At 71.7% G+C, this 23743-nt stretch carries 21 protein-coding genes; 16 read left to right on the top strand and 5 right to left on the bottom strand.

Annotated elements, in window-relative coordinates:
- The first annotated feature begins 143 nt into the window (after positions 1-143).
- The 14 genes from ABT297_RS09740 (at position 144) to ABT297_RS09675 (ending at position 15660) form a co-directional block, all read left to right on the top strand.
- Positions 144-1814 (top strand): GspE/PulE family protein, encoded by a 1671-nt coding sequence (locus tag ABT297_RS09740; RefSeq protein WP_350546814.1) that lies wholly within the window; start codon positions 144-146, stop codon positions 1812-1814.
- Between the two features lie 77 nt (positions 1815-1891).
- Entirely contained in the window at positions 1892-3124 is a 1233-nt protein-coding gene (locus ABT297_RS09735) for a type IV pilus twitching motility protein PilT (RefSeq protein ID WP_350546811.1), read from the top strand.
- 78 nt (positions 3125-3202) lie between these two features.
- Positions 3203-4435, top strand: coding sequence for a type II secretion system F family protein (locus ABT297_RS09730; RefSeq protein WP_350546808.1), 1233 nt, complete (start codon positions 3203-3205; stop codon positions 4433-4435).
- 254 nt (positions 4436-4689) lie between these two features.
- On the top strand, positions 4690-5175 hold the full coding sequence (locus ABT297_RS09725) for a prepilin-type N-terminal cleavage/methylation domain-containing protein (RefSeq protein ID WP_350546805.1): 486 nt from the start codon (positions 4690-4692) through the stop codon (positions 5173-5175).
- A 103-nt stretch (positions 5176-5278) separates the two neighbouring features.
- The gene (locus ABT297_RS09720) at positions 5279-6103 is read left to right on the top strand and encodes a prepilin peptidase (RefSeq protein ID WP_350546803.1); all 825 of its coding nucleotides are present in this window, start codon (positions 5279-5281) and stop codon (positions 6101-6103) included.
- A 48-nt stretch (positions 6104-6151) separates the two neighbouring features.
- Positions 6152-7177, top strand: coding sequence for a type IV pilus assembly protein PilM (gene pilM, locus ABT297_RS09715; protein WP_350546800.1), 1026 nt, complete (start codon positions 6152-6154; stop codon positions 7175-7177).
- Positions 7174-8901, top strand: a complete 1728-nt coding sequence (locus ABT297_RS09710; RefSeq protein WP_350546797.1) for a PilN family protein — start codon at positions 7174-7176, stop codon at positions 8899-8901. Before pilM ends, ABT297_RS09710 begins: the two co-directional genes overlap by 4 nt.
- Complete coding sequence (locus ABT297_RS09705; RefSeq protein WP_350546794.1) at positions 8901-9458, top strand: type 4a pilus biogenesis protein PilO; 558 nt, start codon at positions 8901-8903, stop codon at positions 9456-9458. The genes ABT297_RS09710 and ABT297_RS09705 overlap by 1 nt, the downstream gene beginning before the upstream one ends.
- A 9-nt stretch (positions 9459-9467) precedes the next feature.
- Entirely contained in the window at positions 9468-11162 is a 1695-nt protein-coding gene (locus ABT297_RS09700; RefSeq protein ID WP_350546791.1) for a putative Ig domain-containing protein, read from the top strand.
- Entirely contained in the window at positions 11159-11815 is a 657-nt protein-coding gene (locus ABT297_RS09695; RefSeq protein ID WP_350546788.1) for a hypothetical protein, read from the top strand. Before ABT297_RS09700 ends, ABT297_RS09695 begins: the two co-directional genes overlap by 4 nt.
- A gap of 1 nt (position 11816) precedes the next feature.
- Positions 11817-13334 (top strand): RICIN domain-containing protein, encoded by a 1518-nt coding sequence (locus ABT297_RS09690; RefSeq protein WP_350546785.1) that lies wholly within the window; start codon positions 11817-11819, stop codon positions 13332-13334.
- A 55-nt stretch (positions 13335-13389) separates the two neighbouring features.
- Positions 13390-14217, top strand: a complete 828-nt coding sequence (locus ABT297_RS09685; protein ID WP_350546782.1) for a phosphatase PAP2 family protein — start codon at positions 13390-13392, stop codon at positions 14215-14217.
- 59 nt (positions 14218-14276) lie between these two features.
- Positions 14277-15164 carry a methyltransferase domain-containing protein gene (locus ABT297_RS09680; protein ID WP_350546780.1) on the top strand — a complete coding sequence of 296 codons (888 nt, stop codon included), beginning with the start codon at positions 14277-14279 and terminating at the stop codon, positions 15162-15164.
- A 52-nt stretch (positions 15165-15216) separates the two neighbouring features.
- Complete coding sequence (locus ABT297_RS09675; RefSeq protein WP_350546777.1) at positions 15217-15660, top strand: VanZ family protein; 444 nt, start codon at positions 15217-15219, stop codon at positions 15658-15660.
- Here ABT297_RS09675 and ABT297_RS09670 read toward each other — a convergent pair.
- The 4 genes from ABT297_RS09670 to ABT297_RS09655 all read right to left on the bottom strand — a co-directional run bounded on the left by ABT297_RS09670 (position 15650) and on the right by ABT297_RS09655 (position 20612).
- Positions 15650-16339, bottom strand: a complete 690-nt coding sequence (locus ABT297_RS09670) for a hypothetical protein (RefSeq protein WP_350546775.1) — start codon at positions 16337-16339, stop codon at positions 15650-15652. The genes ABT297_RS09675 and ABT297_RS09670 overlap by 11 nt on opposite strands.
- A 92-nt stretch (positions 16340-16431) precedes the next feature.
- Entirely contained in the window at positions 16432-18504 is a 2073-nt protein-coding gene (locus tag ABT297_RS09665; protein ID WP_350546773.1) for a M3 family metallopeptidase, read from the bottom strand.
- Positions 18505-18548: 44 nt separating this feature from the next.
- Entirely contained in the window at positions 18549-19181 is a 633-nt protein-coding gene (locus tag ABT297_RS09660; RefSeq protein WP_350546771.1) for a hypothetical protein, read from the bottom strand.
- 102 nt (positions 19182-19283) lie between these two features.
- A complete protein-coding gene (locus tag ABT297_RS09655; RefSeq protein WP_350546769.1) occupies positions 19284-20612 on the bottom strand; it encodes a citrate/2-methylcitrate synthase in 1329 nt (442 codons plus the stop codon).
- 73 nt (positions 20613-20685) lie between these two features.
- On the opposite strand from ABT297_RS09655, the gene ABT297_RS09650 reads away from it, so the two are divergent.
- Positions 20686-21930 carry a LeuA family protein gene (locus ABT297_RS09650; RefSeq protein WP_350546767.1) on the top strand — a complete coding sequence of 415 codons (1245 nt, stop codon included), beginning with the start codon at positions 20686-20688 and terminating at the stop codon, positions 21928-21930.
- A gap of 33 nt (positions 21931-21963) precedes the next feature.
- Here the strand turns inward: ABT297_RS09650 and ABT297_RS09645 are convergent, their stop codons facing one another.
- The gene (locus tag ABT297_RS09645) at positions 21964-22161 is read right to left on the bottom strand and encodes a hypothetical protein (RefSeq protein ID WP_350546765.1); all 198 of its coding nucleotides are present in this window, start codon (positions 22159-22161) and stop codon (positions 21964-21966) included.
- Between the two features lie 256 nt (positions 22162-22417).
- Between ABT297_RS09645 and ABT297_RS09640 the strand changes: the two genes are divergently transcribed.
- The gene (locus tag ABT297_RS09640) at positions 22418-23623 is read left to right on the top strand and encodes a glycosyltransferase (protein WP_350546763.1); all 1206 of its coding nucleotides are present in this window, start codon (positions 22418-22420) and stop codon (positions 23621-23623) included.
- Positions 23624-23743: the final 120 nt, after the last annotated feature.

Below are 23743 nucleotides of genomic sequence, written 5' to 3'. Positions count from 1 at the left end.
TCTTCCACGACGGCAACCGACACAGCGAAGCATCCTCACGACGGCACCGCGACGCGTCAACGAGTCCGGCACACGCGCCAGGGGTGAAACCCGAAAGTCACCCGGATAGCCGCCGATGAGTCCTCCGGCGACACGGGGGTGAGATGTACCAGACGTTCAGGCCGCTACTGGACGCGCTGAAACAACGCGGGGCAGACGCGCAGGCCGTAGACCGGGCGGCCGAGGAGGCCGAGCGCACCGGCCGATCGATCCGAGCCGTGCTCATCAACGACCACATCGTCACCGAGGAGCAACTGACCGCCGCGTCGGCCGACGCGTACGGCATCGCCACCCTCGACCTCGTCGGTTACCCCATCGACCCGGCCGCCGTCACCAAGATCCCGATGGCCCTGGTGCTCAAACATCGGGTCCTGGGCATCGCCCTGAACGAGCACGAGATCACCGTCGGCATCACCGACCCGGGTGACGTGCTCGCCCTGGATGACGTGCGCGCCGCGACGGGCCTCACGGTGCGCCCGGTCGTCGTCGCGCGCTCCGAGCTGCGCAAGATCATCGACCGGCTGAAGCGCGAGGAGAACGACCTCGGCGAGGTCGCCGAGAGCCTGCGCGCCGAGGCGGCACCGGCCGTGTCCAACCTCACGGCCGTGAGCGAGGACGCGCCGATCGTCCGGTACGTCAACTCGCTGCTCGAGCAGGCCATCGTCAACCGCGCCTCCGACCTGCACCTCGAGCCCGGCGAGCACAACATGCGGGTGCGCTACCGCATCGACGGCGTGCTGCACGAGGTCGACACGGTGCCTAAGCACGTGCAGTCGGCCCTGCTCTCCCGCCTCAAGATCATGTCGAATGTCGACATCACCGAGCGCCGCGTGCCCCAGAACGGCCGCATCACGGTCGAGATCAACCAGCGGGTGGTCGACCTGCGCACCGCGACCCTGCCCACGGTGTGGGGCGAGAAGATCGTCCTGCGCGTACTGGACACCAGCGGCATGGACCTCAAGCTGGCCAAGCTCGGCTTCAGCAAGAACAACTACGACCGGTTCGCGAACTCGTTCAACAAGCCGCACGGCATGCTGCTCGTCACCGGCCCCACCGGCTCGGGCAAGTCCACGACGCTCTACGCGACGCTCGCCGAGATCAGCAAGCCCACCGTCAACATCATCACCGTCGAAGATCCGGTCGAGTACCGCCTGCCGGGCATCAACCAGGTCCAGGTCGACGTCAAGGCCGGGCTGACGTTCGCCGCCGTGCTGCCGGCGATCCTGCGCTCCGATCCGGACGTGGTGCTCATCGGCGAGATCCGCGACCGTACCACCGCGCAACTGGCCGTCGAGGCCGCGCTCACCGGCCACCTGGTGCTCTCCACGCTGCACACCAACGACGCCCCCAGCGCTGTCACCCGGCTCGTGGAGATGGGCATCGAGCCGTTCCTGGTCGGTTCCTCGGTCGACTGCGTGCTCGCCCAGCGCCTCGCGCGACGCCTCTGCGACTGGTGCAAGACCGAGTACGAGCCCACGGAGGCGGAGCTGAGCGGCGCCCGCTGGCCCTACGACCTGCTCGGCACGCCGGACACGCTGTGGCGCCCGGTCGGCTGCCGCTCCTGCGCCAACACCGGCTATCGCGGCCGCATCGCGCTGCACGAGGTCATGCCGGTCTCCCCCGACATCGAGAAGCTCGCGGTCGACCGCGCGTCGGCGCACGAGATCCAGGCAGTCGCATACCGCGAGGGCCTGCAAGACCTGCGCATCGACGGCCTCGCGAAGGCGGCGGCGGGCCAGACCTCGATCCCCGAGGTCGTCCGCGTCGCCGTGTGAATCCTCAGCTCCCGCACAGCCCTGCCGATCGCGCTCATGAGGTCCTTTCCGCCGCATCGGTACCGCAAGGAGCCCCCGTGACCACACAGGCAGCACCCGCCGGCCGGCCGGGCCCGGCGCACGGAGCCGCCCCGGGCGCGACGCCGGGAGCCGTTCCCGGCGCGGCGCACGCGACGACGGCCGGCGCGGCGCACAGGACGATGGCCGACGCCCTCGCGACCCGCATCCCCACCAGCGACGAACGGGCGTCGCTGGACGCGATGCTCGTCTCGCTCGTCCGCGTCGGCGGCTCCGACCTGCACCTGACCGTCGGCGCCCCGCCCACGGTGCGCATCAACGGCGGCCTCCGGTACCTGCCCGGCTACGACGACCTCACGCCCGAGGACACCAGGATGCTGGTACGCGCCGCGGTGCTCAACGACGGTCAGTGGCGGCAGTTCGCGGAGGTACGGGAGCTCGACTTCGCCTACGCGATCGAGGGCGTCTCCCGCTTCCGGGTCAACCTCTACCATCAGCGCGGCTCCTACGGCGCCGCGTTCCGCGCGATCCCGCACAACATCAAGCCGCTCGACCAGCTCGGCGTGCCGGAGCAGGTGGCCCGCTTCGCGCACCTGCACCGCGGCCTGGTGCTGGTCACCGGCCCGACCGGCTCGGGCAAGACGACGACCCTGGCGGCGATCCTGGACCTGGCCAATCGCACCCGCTCGTCGCACATCGTGACCATCGAGGATCCGATCGAGTTCCTCCACGAGCACAAGCGATGCCTGGTCAACCAGCGCGAGGTCGGCGCCGACACCGCGTCGTTCGCGATGGCGCTCAAACACGCACTGCGCCAGGACCCGGACATCATCCTCGTCGGCGAACTTCGCGACCTGGAGACCACGTCTACGGCCCTGACCGCGGCCGAGACCGGCCACCTGGTGCTCGCGACGCTGCACACGCAGAGCGCGGCGCAGACCGTCGACCGGATCATCGACATCTTCCCGCCGCACCAGCAGCAGCAGATCCGCGCCCAGCTGTCCAACGCGCTGCAGGGCGTGGTGACGCAGGCGCTCGCGCCGCGCGCCGACGGGCAGGGCCGCACGATCGTCACCGAGATCATGCTCGCCACGCCCGCGATCCGGAACCTGATCCGGGAGGGCAAAAACCACCAGATCCCGTCCTTCATGCAGTCCAGCGGCAACGACGGCATGCTCTCGTTCGACCAGCACCTGGCCGAGCGGGTCCGCCAGCAGCTCGTCACCTACGAGACGGCGCTCGAGCTGTGCCACTCGACGGAGGAGTTCCGCCGCCTGGCCGGCCGCACCTGAGGACGCGGCGCGCGCCGGCCGAACCACCTGACCGCCGGCAGCGGGCGACACGCAACGCGGGAAAGGGCGCTGTAAGAGATGGTTGCCACCAAGACGTACGACTACCAGACGATCGACCACGACGGTAAGCGCACCAAGGGCAAGATCGAGGCGTCGAACGAGCTCGCCGCCGCGCAGCTGCTGCGTCAGCAGGGCCTCACGCCGCTCGCGATCACCAGCGCCGACACGCTGATGCGGCGGGAGATCCGCGTGCCCGGCCTCGGTCACCGTACGTCACTCAAGGATCTCGCGGTGTTCGCGCGGCAGTTCGCGACGATGACCCAGTCCGGCATGTCGCTGCTGCGCTCGCTGGCGGTGCTGGAGGACCAGTCCCCGAAGCCGTCGCTGAAGAAGGCGCTCGGCGAGGTACGGCTGGACATCGAGAGCGGCATGTCCCTCTCCGTCGCCCTGGGCAAGCACCCCAAGGTGTTCCCGACGTTGATGGTCGCGATGATCCGCGCCGGCGAGACCGGCGGTTTCCTCGACAATGCCCTGGACCGCATCGCGACCAACTTCGAGAAGGACGCGGCGCTCCGCGGCAAGATCAAGAGCGCGCTCACGTACCCCGTGATCGTCCTGCTCTTCACGGTCGTGATGATCAGCGCCGTCCTGATCTTCATCGTGCCCATCTTCGAGAAGATGTTCGAACAGCTCGGCGGCGAGCTCCCGCTACCCACCCGGATCATCGTGACCGCCAGCCACACGCTGTTCTGGCTCGGGCCGGTGCTCATCATCGTCGCCATCGTCACCACCGTGGCGTTCCGCCGGATCATGGCCGGCAATCCCGCCGTGCGGCTGTGGTTCGACAAGGTGAAACTGCGCCTGCCGGTGTTCGGCCCGCTGTTCACGAAGATCGCGCTGAGCCGGTTCTCGCGCAACCTGGGCACGTTGCTCGGCGTCGGCGTCCCGGTGCTGCAGGCCCTCGACGTCGTCGGCGCCACCACCGGCAACAGCGTGGTCACGGCGGCGATGACCGACCTGCAGCAGGCGGTGCGCGAGGGGCGACCCATGTCGTCCCAACTCGGACACCACAAGATCTTCCCGTCGATGGTCGTCCAGATGATCGAGGTCGGCGAAGAGAGCGGCCAAATCAGTCAGATGCTCGAAAAGGTTGCCGATTTCTACGACCGAGAGGTCGACAGTGCGGCGGAGGCGCTGACCGCGTCCATCGAGCCGATCATGGTGCTCGTCATGGGCGGCGTGGTCGGCGGAATGATCGTCTGCCTGTACCTGCCGATGTTCTCGATCTACCAGAACATCCAGAGCAACTGAACATCCAGAGCAACCGATGCGCAGCACAACCGTTGTCCCGCGCGGCCGCCCGGGCGCGATGCCCGCGGAAGGCCCGCACCGCAACGACAACGGAGGCGGCACCGCCGCCACACCCGGCGCATCCCGTACTGAGAGCACCACCTGACACACCGAACCACTCACACACCGAACACCGGTGGCACAAAAACCTGGCGCCAGGCAGCGGAGCCTCGCCACTACCCACACCCCCAGGCAGAGGAGCAGGAGGCTCACCCATGCAAGAGACGCTGCGCAGGATGCAGAAGAAGCGTGCTGCCGGAGACGACGGATTCACGCTGGTCGAGCTGCTCGTCGTAGTCGTGATCATCGGCGTGCTCGTCGCGATCGCCGTCCCAATGTACCTGAACTACCGCCAGGGCGCGGCCAACAAGTCGGCGGAGTCCGACGTGCGCGCGGCGGTCAGCGCGATCGAGCAGTTCTACACCGAGAACAACAACTCGTACCCGACGAGCGGTACCAGCGCCGCCGAAAAGCTCGTGTTCGGCACCGGTACGAGTGGTGAGTCGGCTACCGGCGGTAGCCCCCAGACGGCCACGTTGTCGCCGGGCAACAGCATGCAGTACAAGAAGGCGACGGACGGCGCGAGCTACCGCATCTGCGCCATGAACTCCGACGGCAAGGCGGTCTACCTGTACGACAGCGCCACCGGCGGCTCGGTCAAGAAGTCGGACAAGAAGAACCTCGCCGACTGCGTCGGCTGATCCCACGCCGTCGTGGCGGCCCGCGCCCGGGCAACCGAGTGCGGGCCGCCACCGCGGTGACAACCACGACCCCGAAGCCAGCGAGCACCGAAAGGACCACGACATGACATTCGTACTCATCGTCGTGGGCGTCGCCGGGCTCGCGGTCGGCTCCTTCCTCAACGTCGTCATCCACCGCGTCCCCCGCGGCGAGTCGCTCCTGCGCCCTGCGTCACACTGTCCACAGTGCACGGCCCCGGTCCGCCCGTGGCACAACGTCCCCGTCCTCGGCTGGCTGCTGCTGCGGGGCCGCTGCGCCGACTGCGCCACGCCGATCGGCATCCGCTACCCGCTCGTCGAGCTCGGCACCGCCGCGCTGTTCGTCGCCGTGGCGATGCGCTGCACCGGGCCCGCGGGCCGGGGCGGCGCGAGCGACGCCGCCGGGCCGTCGTGGCTGCAGATGCCCGCCTGGCTGTACCTCGCCGCGATCGCCGTCGCCCTGGCCCTCATCGACCTCGACATGCTGCGCCTGCCCAACGCGATCGTGCTGCCCTCGTACGTCGTGGCCCCGCTGCTGTTCCTGCCCGCCGTCCTCGTCGAGCGGGACTGGGCCGCGGCGCTGCGGGGCGTGCTCGCGATGGCCGCGCTGTGGACGTTCTACTTCCTGCTTTCCATCGTGTACCCCGGGGGCATGGGCTTCGGCGACGTCAAGCTCGCCGGCGTCCTCGGTCTGTACCTCGGCTGGCTCGGCTGGTCGTCCGTCGCCGTCGGCACGCTCGCCGCGTTCGTCCTCGGCGGGGCCGCCGGCCTGGTGCTGCTGGCCGCCGGCCGCGCCGGGCGCAAGACCGCGCTGCCCTTCGGCCCGTCGATGCTGGCCGGCGCCCTGCTCGCGCTGTTCGCCGCGGCGCCGATCACCGACTGGTACACCAACCTGCTCGTCCCCGCGTAAGCCGCGCCGCCCGCGCCGAGCCGGGCGGGGTCACTTCGAAGGAGCACGATGGCCGCTGTCAACCTGATCGGACTGGACATCGGGACGATGTCCATCCGCGCGGCGGAGACCAGCAACAGCAAGGACGGGCCGGTCATCAGCAACTTCGGCCACGTCCTGCTGCCGCCGGGCGTCGTGCGCAACGGCGCGGTCCAGGACGAGCCCGCCGTCACCGGGGCGCTCAAGCAGCTGTGGTCTACGTTCAAGTTCCGCGGCCGCGACGTCGCGCTCGGGGTCACCCACCAGCAGATCGTGGTACGCGAGACGACGGTGGCCAACCTGCCGGCCAAGGAGATGCGCAGGGCCCTGCCGTTCCAGGTCCGCGACGCGCTGCCGCTGCCGCCCGAGCGCTCGCTCATCGACTTCTACCCGCTCGAGGACCCAGGCTCCGCCGGCACCGTCCGGGGCCTGCTCATCGCCGCCCCGAAGGAGCCGGTGATGGCCGCGATCCGCGCCGTCGAGGCGGCCAGGCTGCACGTCCAGCGGGTCGACCTGGCCTCCTTCGCGCTGCTGCGCGCCGCGTCCCGCCTGGACGAGCAGGTCGAGGCCCTCGTGGACATCGGCGCGCACGCGACCAGCGTCGTCGTGCACCACGACGGCGAGCCGCTCATCGTGCGCACCATCCCCCGCGGCGGCAACGAGATCACCAAGACGGTCGCGGACCGCCTCGACATCCCGCTGCAGGAGGCCGAGGAGCTCAAGTGCCGCGTCGGCCTGCGCTCCGACACCGACCCGGCGAGCGCCTCGGCACTCAAGGACTCCGTCCGCCCGCTGATCAACGAGATCGGCAACTCGTTCGCGTACCTCACCGCCGGCGGCCGCCAGGCCCGCGTGAGCCGCCTGGCGCTGTCCGGCGGCGGCTCGATGCTGCCCGGCCTGCTCGACGCGCTGCACGGCCAGCTCGGCGTCGAGGTGATCGCGGTCGACCCGGTGATGCGCGTGCGCGGCCTGCGCCGCGTCCGCCACGGCAGCCTCGAGCAGGTCCGCGCCTCCGCCGCCATCTCGGTCGGCCTGGCCCTGGGAGCCGGCGCATGACCGCGCCACGGCACGACCGGTCGCCCGACCGGCAGCAGGAGGCCGGCTGGCACCAGCCCGGCTGGACGGAGCCCGAGCGCCGCATGACCGGCATCGTGCTGCCCTCGTTCGACGACCCGGAGGACCCCGACGACCTGGACGAGGTCGAACGCGACCGCCGCACGCGCGCCTCCCACCCCCAAGCACCGCCGTCCGTGAACGCCCCTCAGCCACCCAGCATCGACAACCTCGGCTTCACCCCCTCCCACCAAACCCGGCCCGACCACACCGACCCGGGCCACACCCCCTCCTACCAAACCCGGCCCGACCACACCAATCCAGGCCACACCCACTCCGGCCACGCCCGACCCGACCACACCGAGCCCGACCACGACGAACCACACGCTCACGCCACGGTCGCCCGGGCCGTCCCCTACACGCACCTCGCGCACACCCCGGCCGGCCCGGCGGGCCCCCCGGTCCGCGTGGTCCCGTCCGGCCCTCCCCCGGCGTGGCCGCCTCTGGACTCCACCTCGGCAACCGGCCCCGGCCTGCCAGGTTCCGAACCGGCCACGCCGGCGGTCCTGGCCCGGCCGCGCCGCGAGTTCCCCCGCTACATCCACGGCGAACTCGTACTCCCGGCCGACGCGTCCCCGGCCCCGCACCCCGCCACGCCTCCCGAGGTCCCGGAGCGGGCCGGACCCGCCGCGTTCGACCCGCTCACCGCTCCGGTGGACGCCCTGAGTGCCCACCTGCACGCCGCCCAGCCGTCCACATCGGACCCTCGAGCGCGCCAGGACCGGGAGCGAGCCCCCGTGCCGCCGGAACCGCAGTACGCGACGGTCGAGCCGGTGACCGGCCCCCCGGCGGACCCGGCACCGGCCGCCGCCACGTGGGCGCCGCAGCCCGCCGTGCCACCACGCCCCGCGGAGCTGCCCGAGGTGCAGGACACGGCCCGGCTTCCCGTGACCCAGGCCTCCCCTCCGCAGCCGAGCGTTGCGACGCCGGACGGGCGGGGCGCGGATCCCGCGGTACCGAATCCGGAAAGCCGTTCTCGCCGGGCGGGTACACCGCATCCGGCGTTTCCGGAGGCCACGGCCCACACGTTCCGGATCCTGCCGATCGCCGCGGACCTGCTGCCGCTGGAGATCTCCGAGACCCGGCACGTGCGCCGGCTCCGCCGCCTGGTGATCTCCGGGGTGGTGCTGGTCGCCGCGCTGGTGGTCGGCTGGTACGGCATCGCCGTGCACAGTCACACGCAGGCGCAGCAGGAGCTGCGGGGGGTCCTGGACACTAAGCAGGACCTGACCCGCGAGCGGCACCGGAAGTACGACGACCTGACGAGGATCCAGGGCGACTCGAAGAAGATCGACGAGCGGCTCCAGAAGCTGCTGGACCGCGACCTGTCGTGGTCGAAGGTGCTGGCGTCGCTGCGGCAGACGGCCGCCGCCAAGAATGTCAAGATCACCGGCATCACCGGCTCGCTGAGCCAGGAGACCGGCACCGCGCCCGCGAACCGCGACACCGTCGGCCTGATCACGCTGACCGGCACCGCGCCGTCGAAGGCGGTGGTGGCCACCTACGTGGACGCCCTGTCGAACGTCGACGGCATCGCCAACCCGTTCCCGACGGACGCGATGCAGGAGGACGGCGGCGTGGCGTTCACGATCCGGATGGACATCACGAGGGCCGCGCTCGGCGGCCGGTTCACCAGCCCCTCGGCGAGCCCCAGCGGGAGCAAGTGATGCGACACGACCGGCTGTGGCTGCTCGGCGGCGCATTGTGCGCGATCGTCCTGGTCGCGTTCGGCTACTACTTCCTGATCCTGCCGAAGGACGACGACACGGAGTCGATCAAGAACCAGACGGGGGACGCGAACGTCGAGGTGACCAAGCAGCGGCACGAGCTGGCCGAGCTGAGCCGGCAGTACCAGCGCATCGACGAGTACCGGGCGCGGCTGGCCGGGGACCGGGCCGCGCTGCCGTCCACCGACTCCGCGTCGGATCTGCTGCGCGAGCTGCAGAGCGCCGGCGAGCTGGCCGGCGTCACGGTCAGCGGCGTCACCGTCGGCACCGCGGTGGGCCTCAAGGCGCTGGTGGGCTACGACGTGTACGCGCTGCCGGTCAGCCTCACCGTGGCCGGTCCGACCGCCAAGATGAACCCGTTCCTGGAGCAGTTGCAGCAGGTGCAGCCCCGCGCGGTGCTCATCAGCAGCGTCAACTTCGCCCCGAGCAGCGCGACCAGCCTCGACCGGTCCAACGTCACGATCAACCTGCAGGCGTTCTACGCCTCGCTGACCTGACGGTTCCCGATGCACGCGACCGACACGCCGCTGCGGCGGACCCGCGACGAGGGCTTCAGCCTGGTCGAGACGCTCACCTCGATCGCCGTCATGGGCGTGGTGATGACGGCGCTCACCACGTTCTTCGTGTCGGCGACGAACACGATCAACAAGCAGCGCGGCCTGCAGATGGCGATCCGGCTCGCCCACGACGGCGTCGAGCTGGTGCGCTCGCTGCCCGGCCCGGGCCTCGTCACCGGCCGCAGCGCGATTGATGTGCAGCGCCAGTACGACACCGACCGCGTCCCCAGTCTGGACCTCACCGCGCTACGGCAGGCCATGACCCCGGCGGTGGACACCGCCCTGGCGGCGAACGCGAGCAGCGTCAACCCGGTGCTGCCGGTGGTACCCGAGGTGCTGAAGATCAACGACGCGACGTTCCGGCGGCACTGGTTCCTCGGCACCTGCGTGATGGACCCGGCCCTGCGCGACGCGCCCTGCACCGTGTCGTCCCTGATCGCCGACCCGCTGTCGTTCTACCGCGTCGTCGTCGCCGTCACCTGGCAGAACTCGCGCGCCTGCGCCGGCGGCGAGTGCTCCTACGTCACCGACACGCTGGTCGCCGCCGCCGCCACCGACCCGGTGTTCAACCCGGGCGTGACGGTGACCCAGCCGCTGCCGGACAACCCCGGCAACCAGGTCGGCGAGGTGAGCGTGCCGATCGTCCCGCTGGCGCTGACCGCGACCACCGCATACCCGCCGATCACGTGGTCGGCGGAGGGCCTGCCGCCGGGCCTTTCGATCAACGACGCCGGTGTCGTCAGCGGCACCCCGACCGCCGCCGGCACCTACGTCGTGCGCGTCATCGTCAAGGACAAGGCCAGCACCAACGACGCCTCGTTCAACTGGGTCGTCAACCCGCTGCCGTCGATCGCCCAGCCGCCCGACCAGACCTGGGACGCGGGGGCCGCGGTGTCGTACCAGGTGCCGGTCACCGGCGGCACCCCGCCGCTGGCCTGGACCGCGACCGGCCTGCCGGCGGGCCTGTCGATGTCGCCGACGACCGGCGTCGTCACCGGCAGCACCACCGCGACGGGCGCGGACGCGGTCGCGACGGTGCGGGCGACGGTGACCGACAAGTACGGCAAGACCGCCAGTGCCACGTTCAAGTGGAGGACCAGGGTCGCGGTGCAGTACCCGAACGCCTCGGCGCCGATCGTGCTCACCAAGGGTGAGGCATACTCCGGCTCGGTCAGCGCCGCCGGCGGCTCCGGCGGGTACACCTTCTCCTCGCCGGACCTGCCACCCGGCCTGACGATGACGCGCGCCGGCCTGATCAGCGGCGTCGTGACCAGCGGCACGCGGTTCCTGGTGACCCTCAACGTCACCGACAGCCTCGGCGCCACGAACTCGACGTTGGTGCCCGTCCACGTCACCGTGACGTCCGGGCTGCGCGTCACCGCGCCGACGACGGCCGCGCCGGACAAGACGGGCACGAAGGGCACCGCGATCTCCCAGCAGACGGCGACGGCGACCGGCGGCGCCACGCCGTACACCTGGTCGGCGGCGAACCTCCCGCCGGGCATCACGCTGGCCACCTCGAACAACAACGGCGTGATGACCGGCACCCCGACCGCCACCGGCACCTATGTGGTGACCCTGACCGTCACCGACAAGAACGGCGGCGACAGGTCGGTGTTCATGTTCGTCTGGAAGATCTCATGAACCGGCTGCGAGCACGGCTGCGAGCACGGCTGCGAGCACGGCTGCGAACACGACTCCGCGCGGCGATCCGCGGCGGCGACCGCGGCGTCACACTCGCGGAGCTCGCGGTCACCACCGGCATCATGTCCGTGGTCATGGCGATCTTCACCACCGGCGTGGTGCAGCTGTTCCGGGCCGGCAACAAGAACGAGCTGGTCGCGCTCACCCAGGCGCAGCTCAACAACGCGTTCCTGCGGCTGGACCGGGAGCTGCGCTACGCCGCCGGCTTCGGCCCGGTGCACACCGACACCGACGGCAACGTCTTCGTCGAGTACGTCAACACGGGCACCGCCAGCGGCACGCCCGAGTGCGCCCAGCTGGAGCTGTACGCGGCGGGCAGGACCCTGCGCCGGCAGGTGTGGCCGCAGCAGTCCGGTCAGCGGCCCCAGAACCGGTGGGCGGTACTGGCATCGCAGGTCAACGTCGCCAAGAGCTCGTTCACGCTGGCCGCGCCGTCGGAGAACACGGCGTTCCAGCGGCTGCGCGTGGTGCTGGTCGTCACCACCAACCCCGGCAGCGGCCGGACCGAGGCGACCACGGACCTGACCTTCACCGCGCTGAACAGCAGGGCCAGCACCGACGGGAGCACCATCTGCCCGGAAGCGAGGTCGTGACGTGATCCGGCGCATCCTCCACGCGCTGCGCTGGCGGGACGACGGCTCCCTGCCGCTCGCCATGATGCTGGCCCTCGTCGGTACCTCCCTGAGCACGCTGATGGTCCCGGTGGTCATCAGGCAGCTGCGCGACACGGCCGAGACCGTCAACCGGGCCAAGGCGCTGCACGCCGCGCAGGCCGGCATCGACGTCGTCGTCGGCAGCATCCGCGCCTCGGCGGGCACGCTCGCCAACCTGCGGTGCCTCCCGGCCGCCGACCCGCTGCTCGGCGTCGTCGGCGCCGGGCTGCCCGGCCGGTACCGCGTCTCGGTGCGGTTCCAGGACGCGACGAAGACCGACCTGGCCTGCGCGACGAGGAGCTCGCACCTGCTCAGCGTGCCCTCCTACGCGGTGATCACCGCGACCGGCTCGGCGCGGGGCGACAGCGGCGAGGCGTTCGACCCGAGGGCGTCGCGGACCCTGACCGCCACCTACGTGTTCCGGCTCACCAACGAGAACGTCGAGGGCGGCCTGGTCAGGTTCTACGGCGGCGCCTACTGCCTCGACGCGGGCTCCGGCTCGCCGGCGGTCGGCACCAACGTGACCACCCAGCCATGCAACACGGGCAGCGCGCGGCAGACGTTCGCGTACACGAAGAACCTCACACTGCAGCTGGTCTCGTCGAAGACGGCGGCGAACCCGCTCGGCATGTGCCTGGACTCCGGCGCGAACCCGGTGAGCGGCACGCTCGTGCAGTTCCAGGCGTGCGGCTCGCCCACGATCCCGTACTACCAGCGGTGGAGCATCAACGACAGCTCCAACTTCCAGAGCACCGCGTCCAACGGCACCAGCCTGGGCGGCCTGTGCTTCCACGCCAGGTCCGGCAGCACCCCCGGCGCGTTCGTGGAGCTCGCCCCCTGCGGCGGCGCCGCGGACAACACTCGTACGTTCGCACCCGAGGCGTCCGTCGGCGCGGGCGCGGCCGGCCCGCCGTATCAGCTGGTCAACTTCAAGCAGTTCGGCCGTTGCGTCGACGTGACGAACTTCGACACGACGCTCGGGTTCCTCATCGTGTGGCCGTGCAAGCAGGCGCCGAACCCGCTCAACGTGGGCTGGAACCAGCGGTACAGCATCCCGGCCACGAGCACTGGGCTGGGCAGCATCACCGGGCAGATCAGCACGTACGACAACACCAAGACGTACAAGACCTACTGCCTGACCACGGCGCAGCCGGGGGCCGCATCGCAGTTCGTGACGGTGAAGGTGTGCCCGGCCACGACCGACGCCTCGACGCTGTGGACGGTTTCGTACCAGGAGAAGACGTACGGCGCGAGCTATGTCATCAAGGACCACAACGGCAGGTGCCTTACCCCGACGAACCTCGACGACCCGAAGCTGCCGGCCTCGGACATCTTCAAGGGCAGCACGACGGTCAGCAAGCTCACCGTGGCCGCCTGCGACGGCTCGAAGCTGCAGAAGTGGAACGCCCCGGCCAACATCGAGGACCCGTCGCCGCTGAAGAACGTCGGCGAGCGGTGATCGTCCCGTAGGGGTCGGCCTTGAGGCGGCCGGCGCGGAATTCAGGGTCGGGTCGGTGCGTCGCCTGGATGGCAGCGCGGCCGGCGAGGACGAGGCTGACGGCATGACCATCCCGTGGGAGGCGCCTTCCAGGCCACGTCGCGCTGCCGGGACCGCTCCCCAGGCGGGGGCGGCGGACCCGATGCGGACGGGCTCGGCGGGCACCGGCAGGGCGGGGCGGCGGACGCCGTCCGCGCCGGTGTCCCTCGCCCGGCAGGCCGGCATCGGGCTCGCCGCCGTCGTCGGGTACCTGCTCGTCCGCGGCGCGGTGGGGGTGGACGACGGGCGGGCGCTGGACAACGCGCGCGCCGTCGCGGGGCTCGAACGCTCCGCCGGGCTGCCGCGCGAGGACTGGCTGCGCGAGCGCCTCGCGGCGAACTCGTTCGTGACGGGCGTCTTCGAGTGGCTGTACACCTACGGCCACTGGCTCGTCGCCGGCGCCGTCCTCGTCTGGCTCGCCCGCCGCCACCCGGAGATCTACTACCGGGCCCGCGACGCGATGCTGCTGACCGCCGCGGCCGCGCTGTTCGTGTTCGTGGTGTTCCCGGTGGCGCCGCCGGGCCCGGCCGGCGAGTTCGCTTCGCTGCCGAGCCTGCACGCCGGCTGGGACCTGGTCGTCGGGCTGGCCGTCGCCGCGGCGGCCGGGCGGGCCTGGGCGCGGGCGGCCGGGGCCGGGCTCGCCGCGCTGATGGCCGCCTCGGTCGTGCTGACCGGGCACCACTACCTCGTCGACGTGCTCGCCGGCGCCGCGATCACCGGGGCGTGCTGGCTGTATCTGCGGGCCCGCCGCCGCCCCGCCGCCCTGCGCGGGTATGCCGGCTGGGACGGCTTAGATCTGCGTTGAACCGCATTGACCTGGCCGAAAATGGTCGCGCTGCGTTGGCGAACGACTACCCTTTGCGCATGGATCGCCTCGACATCGACCACACGCGGTTCCCGGCCGACGTGATCCCGCTGCAGTACCAGGCGCTGCTGCTCACCGACGAGCGCCGGATGAGCGCCTTCGCCGAGGCGATCGCGCAGGCCGTCGCCCCCGGCATGCGCGTGCTCGACCTCGGCGCCGGCACCGGCGTGCTCAGCTACTTCGCCGCCCGGCAGGGCGCCACCGTCACCGCGATCGAGCGCGAGCCCCGCGTGTTCGCCACCGCGCGGACGGCGCTGCGCGCGGCGACCGGCGACGCGGTACGGGTGCTGCACGCCGACGCCCGCGACTACCTGCCCGACGGGCCGGTCGACCTGGTGCTGTGCGAGATGCTGCACGTCGGGCTGCTCCGCGAGCGCCAGGTCGAGGTGATCGACGGCTTCAAGCGCCGGTATCTGCGCCACATCGGCGGGCCGCTGCCCAGGTTCCTGCCGGAGGCGTGCGTGCAGGCCGCGCAGCCGGTCGAGCAGGACTTCACGTACCGCGGCTACACCGTCCCGGTGCCGGTGTTCCAGCTACCGGAGTGCGCACAGCCGCGCACCGTGGAGGTGGCGCCACCGCAGGTGTTCCAGCACTTCTTCTACTGCGACCCGCTGCCGGCCCGGTGCGCGGCCGACCTGACGTTCGTGGCCGAGCGACCCGCGCTGGTCAACGCCGTCCGGCTGGTCACGAAGAACCTGCTGGCGCTGACGTACGACCCGCCCGGCAGCGTCGACTGGACGATGAACTACCTCGTCGTGCCGATCGCGGAGCCCGTCGAGGTGCGCACCGGCGACGAGGTGCGCATCCGCTTCGAGTACGCGCCCGGCGACGAGATCCCGGCCCTGACCGGCGGCCTGCGCGCCGGAGTCCCCGGCCACGTGCACTGAATCCCCACCGGCGACACACGGTTTCCACACGGCGCGCCGCTACCCTCGGCGCATGCGCATCGATCGGCGCCGGCTCGGTCTCATCGGCACCCTGGCCGGCACCGCGCCGTGGGTGATCATGATCCTCTTCCCGACGTCGGCACCGCGGCGGGTCAACTGGAACCCGGTTCGCGGCCTCGCCGACATCCTGACCGGCGACCCGCGCGACGCGATCGTGCAGATGGGCGGCAACCTGGCGGTGTTCGCCGCGTTCGGGGTGTTCGGCCCGATGCGCTGGCGCCTGAACGCCTGGGCGGTGACCGGCCTGGCCGCGCTCGGCTCGGCCGTGCTCGAGACGCTGCAGTACGTTCTGGACCTCGGCCGCGTCACCGCCGTCGACGACGTGCTCGTCAACGCCGCCGGCGCGGGTCTTGCGGCGGCACTGGCACGACCCTGGCGCCGACCGCCGCGCCCCGCCGACGGTGCCGTCGAGTGCCCGCCCGGGCTCAGGCCGTGAGCTCGTCGACGATCTTCTGCGCGTTGGTGGCGTGCTTGGCGTAGGCGCTGGCGAACGCGCTGCGCTGGACCGCCTGCGCGGCGTTGGTGACGCTCATCTGCTGCCAGCCGTTGACCTTCATCAGCTTGGTGTAGAACTTCGCCGACGCGAACGCCGGGTCCATGAGCTGCTCCGGTGTGCCCCAGATGCTGACCCGCTGCTGGAAGATCCCGACCGAGTCGTAGTTCGTGCCGGTGCCCTCGTGCGGCAGCTTCATCGACTCCGGCACCTTCGGGTTGGCGAGGTTCCGCAGATACGTCTCCTGCAGCGCGGTCGCGATCGCCACCACCATCGCCCGCTGCGGCAGGTTCATCTGCCGCGCCACCTCGACCACGATGAACGCGTTGTTGGTCTGCTCCTGGGTCAGCCCGGCCACCGGCTTCGGCACCAGCGACTGCCCCGGCAGCGCCGCCTGGGCGGCGCCGCGGGCCGCATTGGCCCGGACATGGGTCTCGTAGAACTTCGCGGCGTCGAAGCTGGTGTCGTCCGCGACCGCCGCTGGCTGCGCGGGGAAGATCGCCCAGGAAACACCGACACTGATCAACGAGGCGACGAGGCTGACCGCGGCGAGCAGCGCCAATCTGCTGATGTGCAGACGACGTGCGGCAGCGCGCCTGCGCCGGGGGGTGGCGCCACGCACCGCGACAGCTTACGAACGTGGCGCCCGTACCGAAAGGCGGGATCCCCGGATAAATGCTGGCTTTAGGAAAAACTAAGGAACGTCACGCAACGTCACTGCTCGACGACACCCGCGAGCCCGCGCCGCTTCAACAACGGCTCGATGAGCGGATCGCGGCCGCGGAACGCGCGATACACCTCCATCGAGTCCGCGCTGCCGCCCTTGGCCAGTAGCCCGTCGCGGAACGCGTCGCCGCTGTCACGGCGCAGGCCGCCCCGCTCGGTCAGCCAGTCGACGGTGTCCGCGTCGAGGACCTCGCTCCAGATGTACGAGTAGTAGCCGGCGCTGTACGCGGCACCGCTGAAGATGTGCGCGAAGTACGGCGTGCGGTAGCGGGGCGGCACGAACGGCGTCGCCACTCCGGCCCGTCGCAGGGCCGCCTCCTCGAACGCCACGATGTCGTCGACCGCCGCCGCGTCCTCGACGCTGAGCGTGTGCCAGGCGAGGTCGAGCAGGGTGGCCGCCAGGTACTCCGTCGTGGCGAACCCCTTGTTGAAGCGCTCGGCGGCCTGGAGCCGGTCGACGACCTCCTGCGGCAGCGGCTCCCCGGTTTGGTGGTGCAGGGCGTAGCTGGCCAGCACCTCCGGCCAGAGCATCCACACCTCGTTGACCTGTGACGGGTACTCGACGAAGTCGCGCGGCACGCGCGTGCCCGCGAACTTCGGGAAGTGCACCTGCGAGAACAGCGTGTGCAGGGCATGGCCGAACTCGTGGAAGAGGGTGCGGACCTCGTCCAGGGTGAGCAGCGTCGGCGCGCCGTCCGGCGCCCGGTTGATGTTGAGGTTGTTGACCGCGACCGGTGCGGTGCCGAACAGCCGCGACTGCGCCACGAGCGCGTTGGCCCAGGCGCCGCCGCGCTTGGACGCGCGGGTGAAGAAGTCGCCGATGAACAGCCCGAGCGGGCCGCCGTCGCGGTCGAAGACCTCGAACACCCGGGCGTCGGGATGGTACGCCCGCAGGTCCGGCCGCTCCTCGAAGCGCAGCCCGTACAGCCGGCCGGCGGCGAAGAACACCCCGTCGCGCAGCACCCGCTCCAGCTCGAAGTACGGGCGCAGCTCGGCCTCGTCGATCGCGTAGCGCTCGCGGCGGATCCGCTCGGTGTAGTACGCCCAGTCCCAGGGCCGCAGCGGGAACGCCGCGTCGCCGTGGGCCTCGTCGATGGCGGCCTGCAGGTCCTCGGCCTCGGCCGAGGCGTTGGCCATCGCCGCCGGCACGAGCTTGGCCAGCATCTCCTCGACCGCCGGCACCGAGCGGGCGGTGTTGTCGGAGATATTGTACGCCGCGTGGTGCTCGAAGCCGAGCAGCCGCGCCCGCTCGGCGCGCAGCCGGACGATGCGCAGCACGATCGCCGTGGTGTCGAGCTCGCCGCCGCGGGACCCGCGGCTGACGGACGCGGTGTGCAGGCGCTCCCGCAGCGCGCGGTCGCGCAGCGAGGCGAGGGCCGGCTGCGCCGTCGGCAGGATCAGATTCAGCACGTACTTCCCGTCGAGCCCCCGGTCGCGCCCGGCCACCGCGGCGGCGGCGATCGCGTCGGCGGAGAGCCCCTCGAGCTCCGCCTCGTCGTCGACGACGACGGCGCCGGCCTTCATCTCGTCGCGCACGAGGTTGCCGAACTCGGTCGCCAGGCCCGCCAGCGCGGCGTTGATCTCCCGCAGCCGCACGTGCTGCTCCGGCGACAGCTCGGCGCCGGCACGCACGAACTCGGTGTGGTAGCGCTCCAGCAGCCACGCCGGCTCGGGCTCCAGGCCCAGCTCGTCGCGGTGCTCGTAGAGGGTCTTGATCCGGCGGTACAGCCCGGCGTCGAGCATGATGGCGTCGCCGTGCGCCGACAGCTTCGGGACGACCTCGGCCTCGATCTCCTGCAGCCGCGACGTGGTGTCGGCGCCGGTCACGGTGAAGAACGCGGCCGAGACGCGCTGCAGGACGCGCCCGGAGCGCTCCAGCGCCACCAGCGTGTTGTCGAAGGTCGGCGGGGCCGGGTCGGCGGAGATGGCCGCGACCTCCGCGCGCTGCTCGGCCATGCCCCGCTCGAAGGCCGGCAGGTAGTGGTCGACCTCGATGCGGTCGAACGGCGGCAACTGGTACGGCAGGTCGCTCGGCACGAAGAACGGGTTGTCCGTGGTCACCCACCGACTGTATCGGCCCCCGGCCGCTCCAGCGGATCAGTGGATCAGCCGCAGCCGCGCGAGAGCGTCTGGGCGGTGAGCATCGTGCGCGGGTCGAACGCCGTGCGCCACGCGATCCCGTCGCCCCCGGTGACCTCGATCTCGTTGTCGCTCACGAACCGCGCGGCGCCGAAGACGCGCTCCGGGGCCGGGAAGCCGTCGATGGCATGGGTGAAGCACGCGATGTTCTGTCGCGACTCGCGGCTGCGCAGCCCGGCCCGCGATCGGACGCGCACCACGTTCCTCAGCGTCAGGAAGGGGCGGTACTCCAGCCGCACGAGCTCGAACCGCCCGCCCGGCGCCACGGCCACGACGGTGGCGCCCGCCGGTGCGGCGGAGTCGGAGAGCTCCACCACGGCCGCATACTGCGTCCCGCCCACCCACACGACCAGCGACAGCAGGACCGCGACCCCGAGCACGACCCCCCGCGAGACCCAGTCGCGCACCATCAGCCAGGCCGCGGCCGCGACCAGCAGCGGCGCCAGGACCAGCGCCGGAACCATCACCCCGGGCCGGCCGTAGGGCATCAGGTGGACGTAGTGCCACGGATTGCACCAGGCGACCAGGGGCACGGTCACCGCGACGGCCGTCACGCCGCACAGCAGCCCGGCCAGGGCCCATCGCCGCCGCCTGCTCATGCCGCCTCGCCTCCCCCGATGACGATCCCGCGGCGTTGATGGTAGCCACATCGACGCGAGCCGGCGGTCCCTCCGGCCGGCGGCCGTTCCAGGTGGCGCCGCTCAGTCGAGCGGGCCGGTGTACGCCGCCCGCAGCCGCAGCCGCGTCGGCCGCGCGTACTCCTCCATCGCGTGGGCGAGCCAGCCGACCGTGCGCGCGATGCCGAAGATCGCCTCGCCCGCGCCGCGGGGCATGCCGGCCAGGTGGGTCAGCAGCCCGAGCGCGAAGTCCACGTTCATGGCCGGCAGCCCCGTCCGGCGCGCCTCGTCGAGCATCGCCTCCGCGACGGCCAGCCGGGGGTGATCCGGTACCGCCCGGCGCACCCGTTCCAGCAGGGCCGCGCCGCGCGCGTCCCCGGCGCGGTAGACGGCGTGGCCGAACCCCGGGATCCGCTCCCCGCGGCGCAGCCGCTCCCCCATCGCGTACGAGGCCCGGGAGGCCGCTCCGATCTCGGCGAACAGCGACTCGACGCCGAGCGTGGCGCCGCCGTGCAGCGCCCCGCTGGTGACCCCGAGCCCCGCGAGGACCACGGCATACGGGTCGGCCCGCACGGAGGCGGCCACCCGAGCCGCGAGTGTCGAGGACGCCAGTTCGTGGTCGGCGAGCAGCACCATGGCGAACCGCAGCACGTCGGCGAGCCGCTCGTCGGCCCCGTCCCCGGCGAGCCTGCGCCACAGCCGCCCGTGCACGGTCCGGTCCCGCGCGAGCACCCCCGGCTCCACCACGACGTACGGCGTGTCCGGCTCCCCGAGCCCGTCCCACGCCGGCAACGCGTCGACCATCCCCGCGACGAGCACCTGCCCGACCCGCGCGACCGCCACCGGCTCCAGGTTGAGCCGCACGGGATCGGCGACGGCGAGCGCGGTGACGATGACCTGGAGGCGCTCGAGCGGCAGCACCGCGGAGGGGAGCCCACGCTGCGCCTCCTGGGCCGCCGCGACGGCCTCCGCTCCCGCCGCCCACGCCTCCGCTACCCGCGTCCCCGCCGCCGCTTGCCCGCCCGATGCCCGCTTCCCGGCCCCGCGCACATCCGCCTCGGCGAGCGGTTCGGAGGGCGGTTCGACGGGCGGTTCCAGCCCCGTCCACAGCCAGCCGGCGACCTGCTCGAGCCGCCAGCCATCGGCGAGCCCGATGGCGTCCCGCCCGCGGTAGTAGTGCCGGTCCTCGCCGAGCATCGTGACGGCGGACTCGATGACGAGTTCGGTCCCGCCGGGCTGCCGCCGGGGCCGCCCACGGCGCGCGAGGCGGTCGACCTCGGCCGGGTCGAAGGCGCTGTGCCCGTCGGGGGCCTTGCGGCGGGTCAGCACGCCCCGGCTCACGTACGAGTACAGCGTCGCCGGCTTGACCCCGAGCCGCCGCGCCGCCTCGTCCGCCCCGATCCATCCGCTCATCCTCAGCCCCCTCCAGCAACGTTGATTTTCGTCAACGTTGACACATGCTCGTCCATATCGTCAATCTAGATTCATGTCGACCGCAACGAAGCCGCGCATCCACTTCCTCGACGTCACCAATCGCGACGGGGTGCAGACGGCCCGGACCGGGCTGTCCAAGTTCGGCAAGACGATGGTGAACTTCTATCTCGGCCGCCTCGGGGTGGCGCAGTCCGAGATCGGCTTTCCGTTCCTGTTCCACGAGGTGCCGTACATCCGCGCCCAGGCGGCGCTTGAGCGCGCCGGCGCGTTCGGGAGGCTGCGGCTGTCCGGCTGGTGCCGCGCCGTCCCGGCCGACGTCGAACGCTCCGCGGGGCTCGGGCTGCGCCACTACAACCTGTCGATCTCGACCTCGGACCAGATGCTGCAGAACAAGTTCCGCGGCCGCCTCGACCGCGACGCGCTGATCCGCGAGATGGTCGCGGCCGTGCGGGCGGCCAAGGCGGCGGGCGCGCAGACCGTCGGCGTCAACGCCGAGGACGGCTCGCGCACCGACGAGGGGTTCCTGACGGAGTTCGCGCTCGCGGCGAGGGAGGCGGGCGCCGACCGGCTGCGCTACTGCGACACGATCGGCGGCGACACGCCCGGGCGTATCGGCGAGCGGTTCGCCACGCTGGCCGGCGCTGTCGGCATGCCCATCGAGACGCACTGCCACAACGACCTCGGCATGGCGGTCGCCAACTCGCTGGCCGGAGCCTTCGGCGACCTGGCTGCCGGACAGGACGCCTGGATCAACACGTGCGTCAACGGCATCGGCGAGCGCTCCGGCAACGCCGACCTGGTCTCCTGCATCCTGGCGCTGCGCAACGGGTTCGGCGTGCCCGAGGGTGCGCGGATCGGCGACCCGCTCGACCTGACGTGGGCGCGCCGCTTCGCCTGGTGGGCGTCGTACGCGTTCGGCCAGCCGCTGCCGAACAACCAGCCCGGCGTGGGTCCCAACGCGTTCGCGCACGAGTCGGGCATCCACGCCGACGGCGCGCTGAAGGACCACCGCAACTACGAGCTCTACGACGACGAGCTGCTCGGCCCGTTCCCGCGGGAGCGGCACGCCCGAGCCGGCCGTATCGTGCTCACCGGCGAGTACGGCGGGCTCGCCGGTTTCCGTCACGTCATGGACGACCTCGGCGTCGAGGTGACCGACGAGGCGCTGACGTTCAAGCTGGTCCAGCTGTGCAACGCCGCGACCGGCCGCCCGCTCACGGACGACGAGCTACGCCTGATCGCCGCGCACCCGAACGAGCTCGCGCTGCTCTACCCGGGCTACCTGGACCGGCCCTGAGACCCGAAGAGCCCGGCAGACCCGACCGGCCGATCAGAGCATCGCGTGCTCGACGATCCAGCCCAGCCGCAGCGTCTCCTCGTACGAGAACTCCAGCGTCACGAGCTCTTCATAACGGCGCGACACCTGCATCGGCGTGAACCGGTGCACGGCGCACTCCATCCACACCGGGATGCGGGAGGCCGGGTTGGCCAGGACGACATGCTTGCCGCAGCGATGCGCATTCCCCATGGCGGTCAAGCTATCCGCGCCGCCCGGCACCACCTACCCGGCCAGCCGGAGCCGCCCGGTGCGTCAAGCGCACCACGCCGCGTACACCAATTGGAGGAGAACCCTGGCGCAAAACACGGCGTCACCGTGCGGCGGCGGTCACGCAGCGCATCGAGCGCGGCCATTACCCATTCCGTGATTTCTCCGAAACGCACAGTTCACCGCAGAACCACTGTTTCGGCCTGACAGAACCGGCACCGCAGGTCATGATTTGCCCGTGGCCAGCCAACTGCGCGTGATGTCGATCTATGAGGGCTTTTTCTCCGGCGGCGCCCGGGCCCTGCACACCACCGTGGTGGCCGGGCTGCACTCCGGGGGCAGCCATCATCATGCGGTGCTGAGCATCTACGGCGCCATGCGCCGGGAGACGATCCTGCAGCGCATGGAGGACGACGCCAGCTACCGGTCGCTGCGCGCCGCCGGCGTCGAGGTGCGCCCGCTCGGGCGCCGCATCGGCGGGGACACCGCGGCCCGCAGGACGTTCAGCGCGGCCGAGGTCGCCACCGCCGTCGCGCACGCGGAGCGGGCCGACATCATCCTGTCGCTCAAGGAGCAGCCGCTGCGGCTGGTGAACCTGCCCGGGTTCCCGCGCAAGCCGGTCATTGTCTGCCTGCACCGTTCCGACCCGCAGAATCAGGGCCGCGCGCTGGTCGAGTTCAAGGCGGCGGTCGCGGACGGCAGGGTGGCCGCCGCGATCTGCTGCGCCGAGTCGACCCGGTCGGCGTACGAGGCCGTCGGCATCCCGGCCGGCCTGCTCGAGGTCATCCCCAACGGCGTGGACCTGTCCCGCTTCCGGCCGGTGCCCGCCCGCCGGCGCGCCGCACTGCGCCGCTCGCTCGGCGTGCCGGTCAAGGCCGAGGTGGTCACCTTGGCCGCCCGGTACGATCCGATGAAGAACATCCCGCTGTTCCTGGCCGCCGCGCGCCGCTACCTGGAGCGCGCGCCCAACGGCCACGTGCTGCTGTGCGGCGCCGGCATGACCACGGCCAACGTCGAGCTGTGCGGCCTGCTCAACGACCTGTTCGACGACGAGCCGCGGCATCTCGGCCGTCTGCACCTGCTGGGCATCCGCCCCGACATGGAGTCCGTCTACGCCGCCACCGACGTGGTGGCGCTGACCTCGGTCAGCAGCGAGGCGGCGCCGCTGTGCCTCATCGAGGGCGCCATGTGCGGTGCCGTGCCGGTGTCGACCGACGTCGGCGACACGGCCGCCATCGTGGCCGGCCACGGGCTCATCACCCCGCCCGACCCGGAGGCGATCAGCGCCGCCTGGTCCGAGGCGGTCGACCGCCGCGCCGAGTTCGCCCCGCGACTGCTGGGCAGCCGCGAGCGGTTCAGCCACACCCGGATGATCACCTCGTACGCGACGGTCATCGAACGCACCCACCGCGAGGCGGGCCTGCGGGTCCCCCAGCGCCTCTGACACCCGAGCGGCCGGCACGGCGCCGCCGGCCCACGCGGCGCGCGGGGACACGACCCTGCGGCCCGCGCGGGCACGACCCAGTGGCGCGGACCGGGCCGCGGACGGTCCCGCGGGCGCGAC

Origin of the sequence: Dactylosporangium sp. NPDC000555 (genome assembly GCF_040300025.1) — a bacterium.
Lineage (GTDB): Bacteria > Actinomycetota > Actinomycetes > Mycobacteriales > Micromonosporaceae > Dactylosporangium.
The sequence above is the reverse complement of the archived record's forward strand: the minus strand, read 5'-3'. Positions and strand labels throughout refer to the sequence as shown.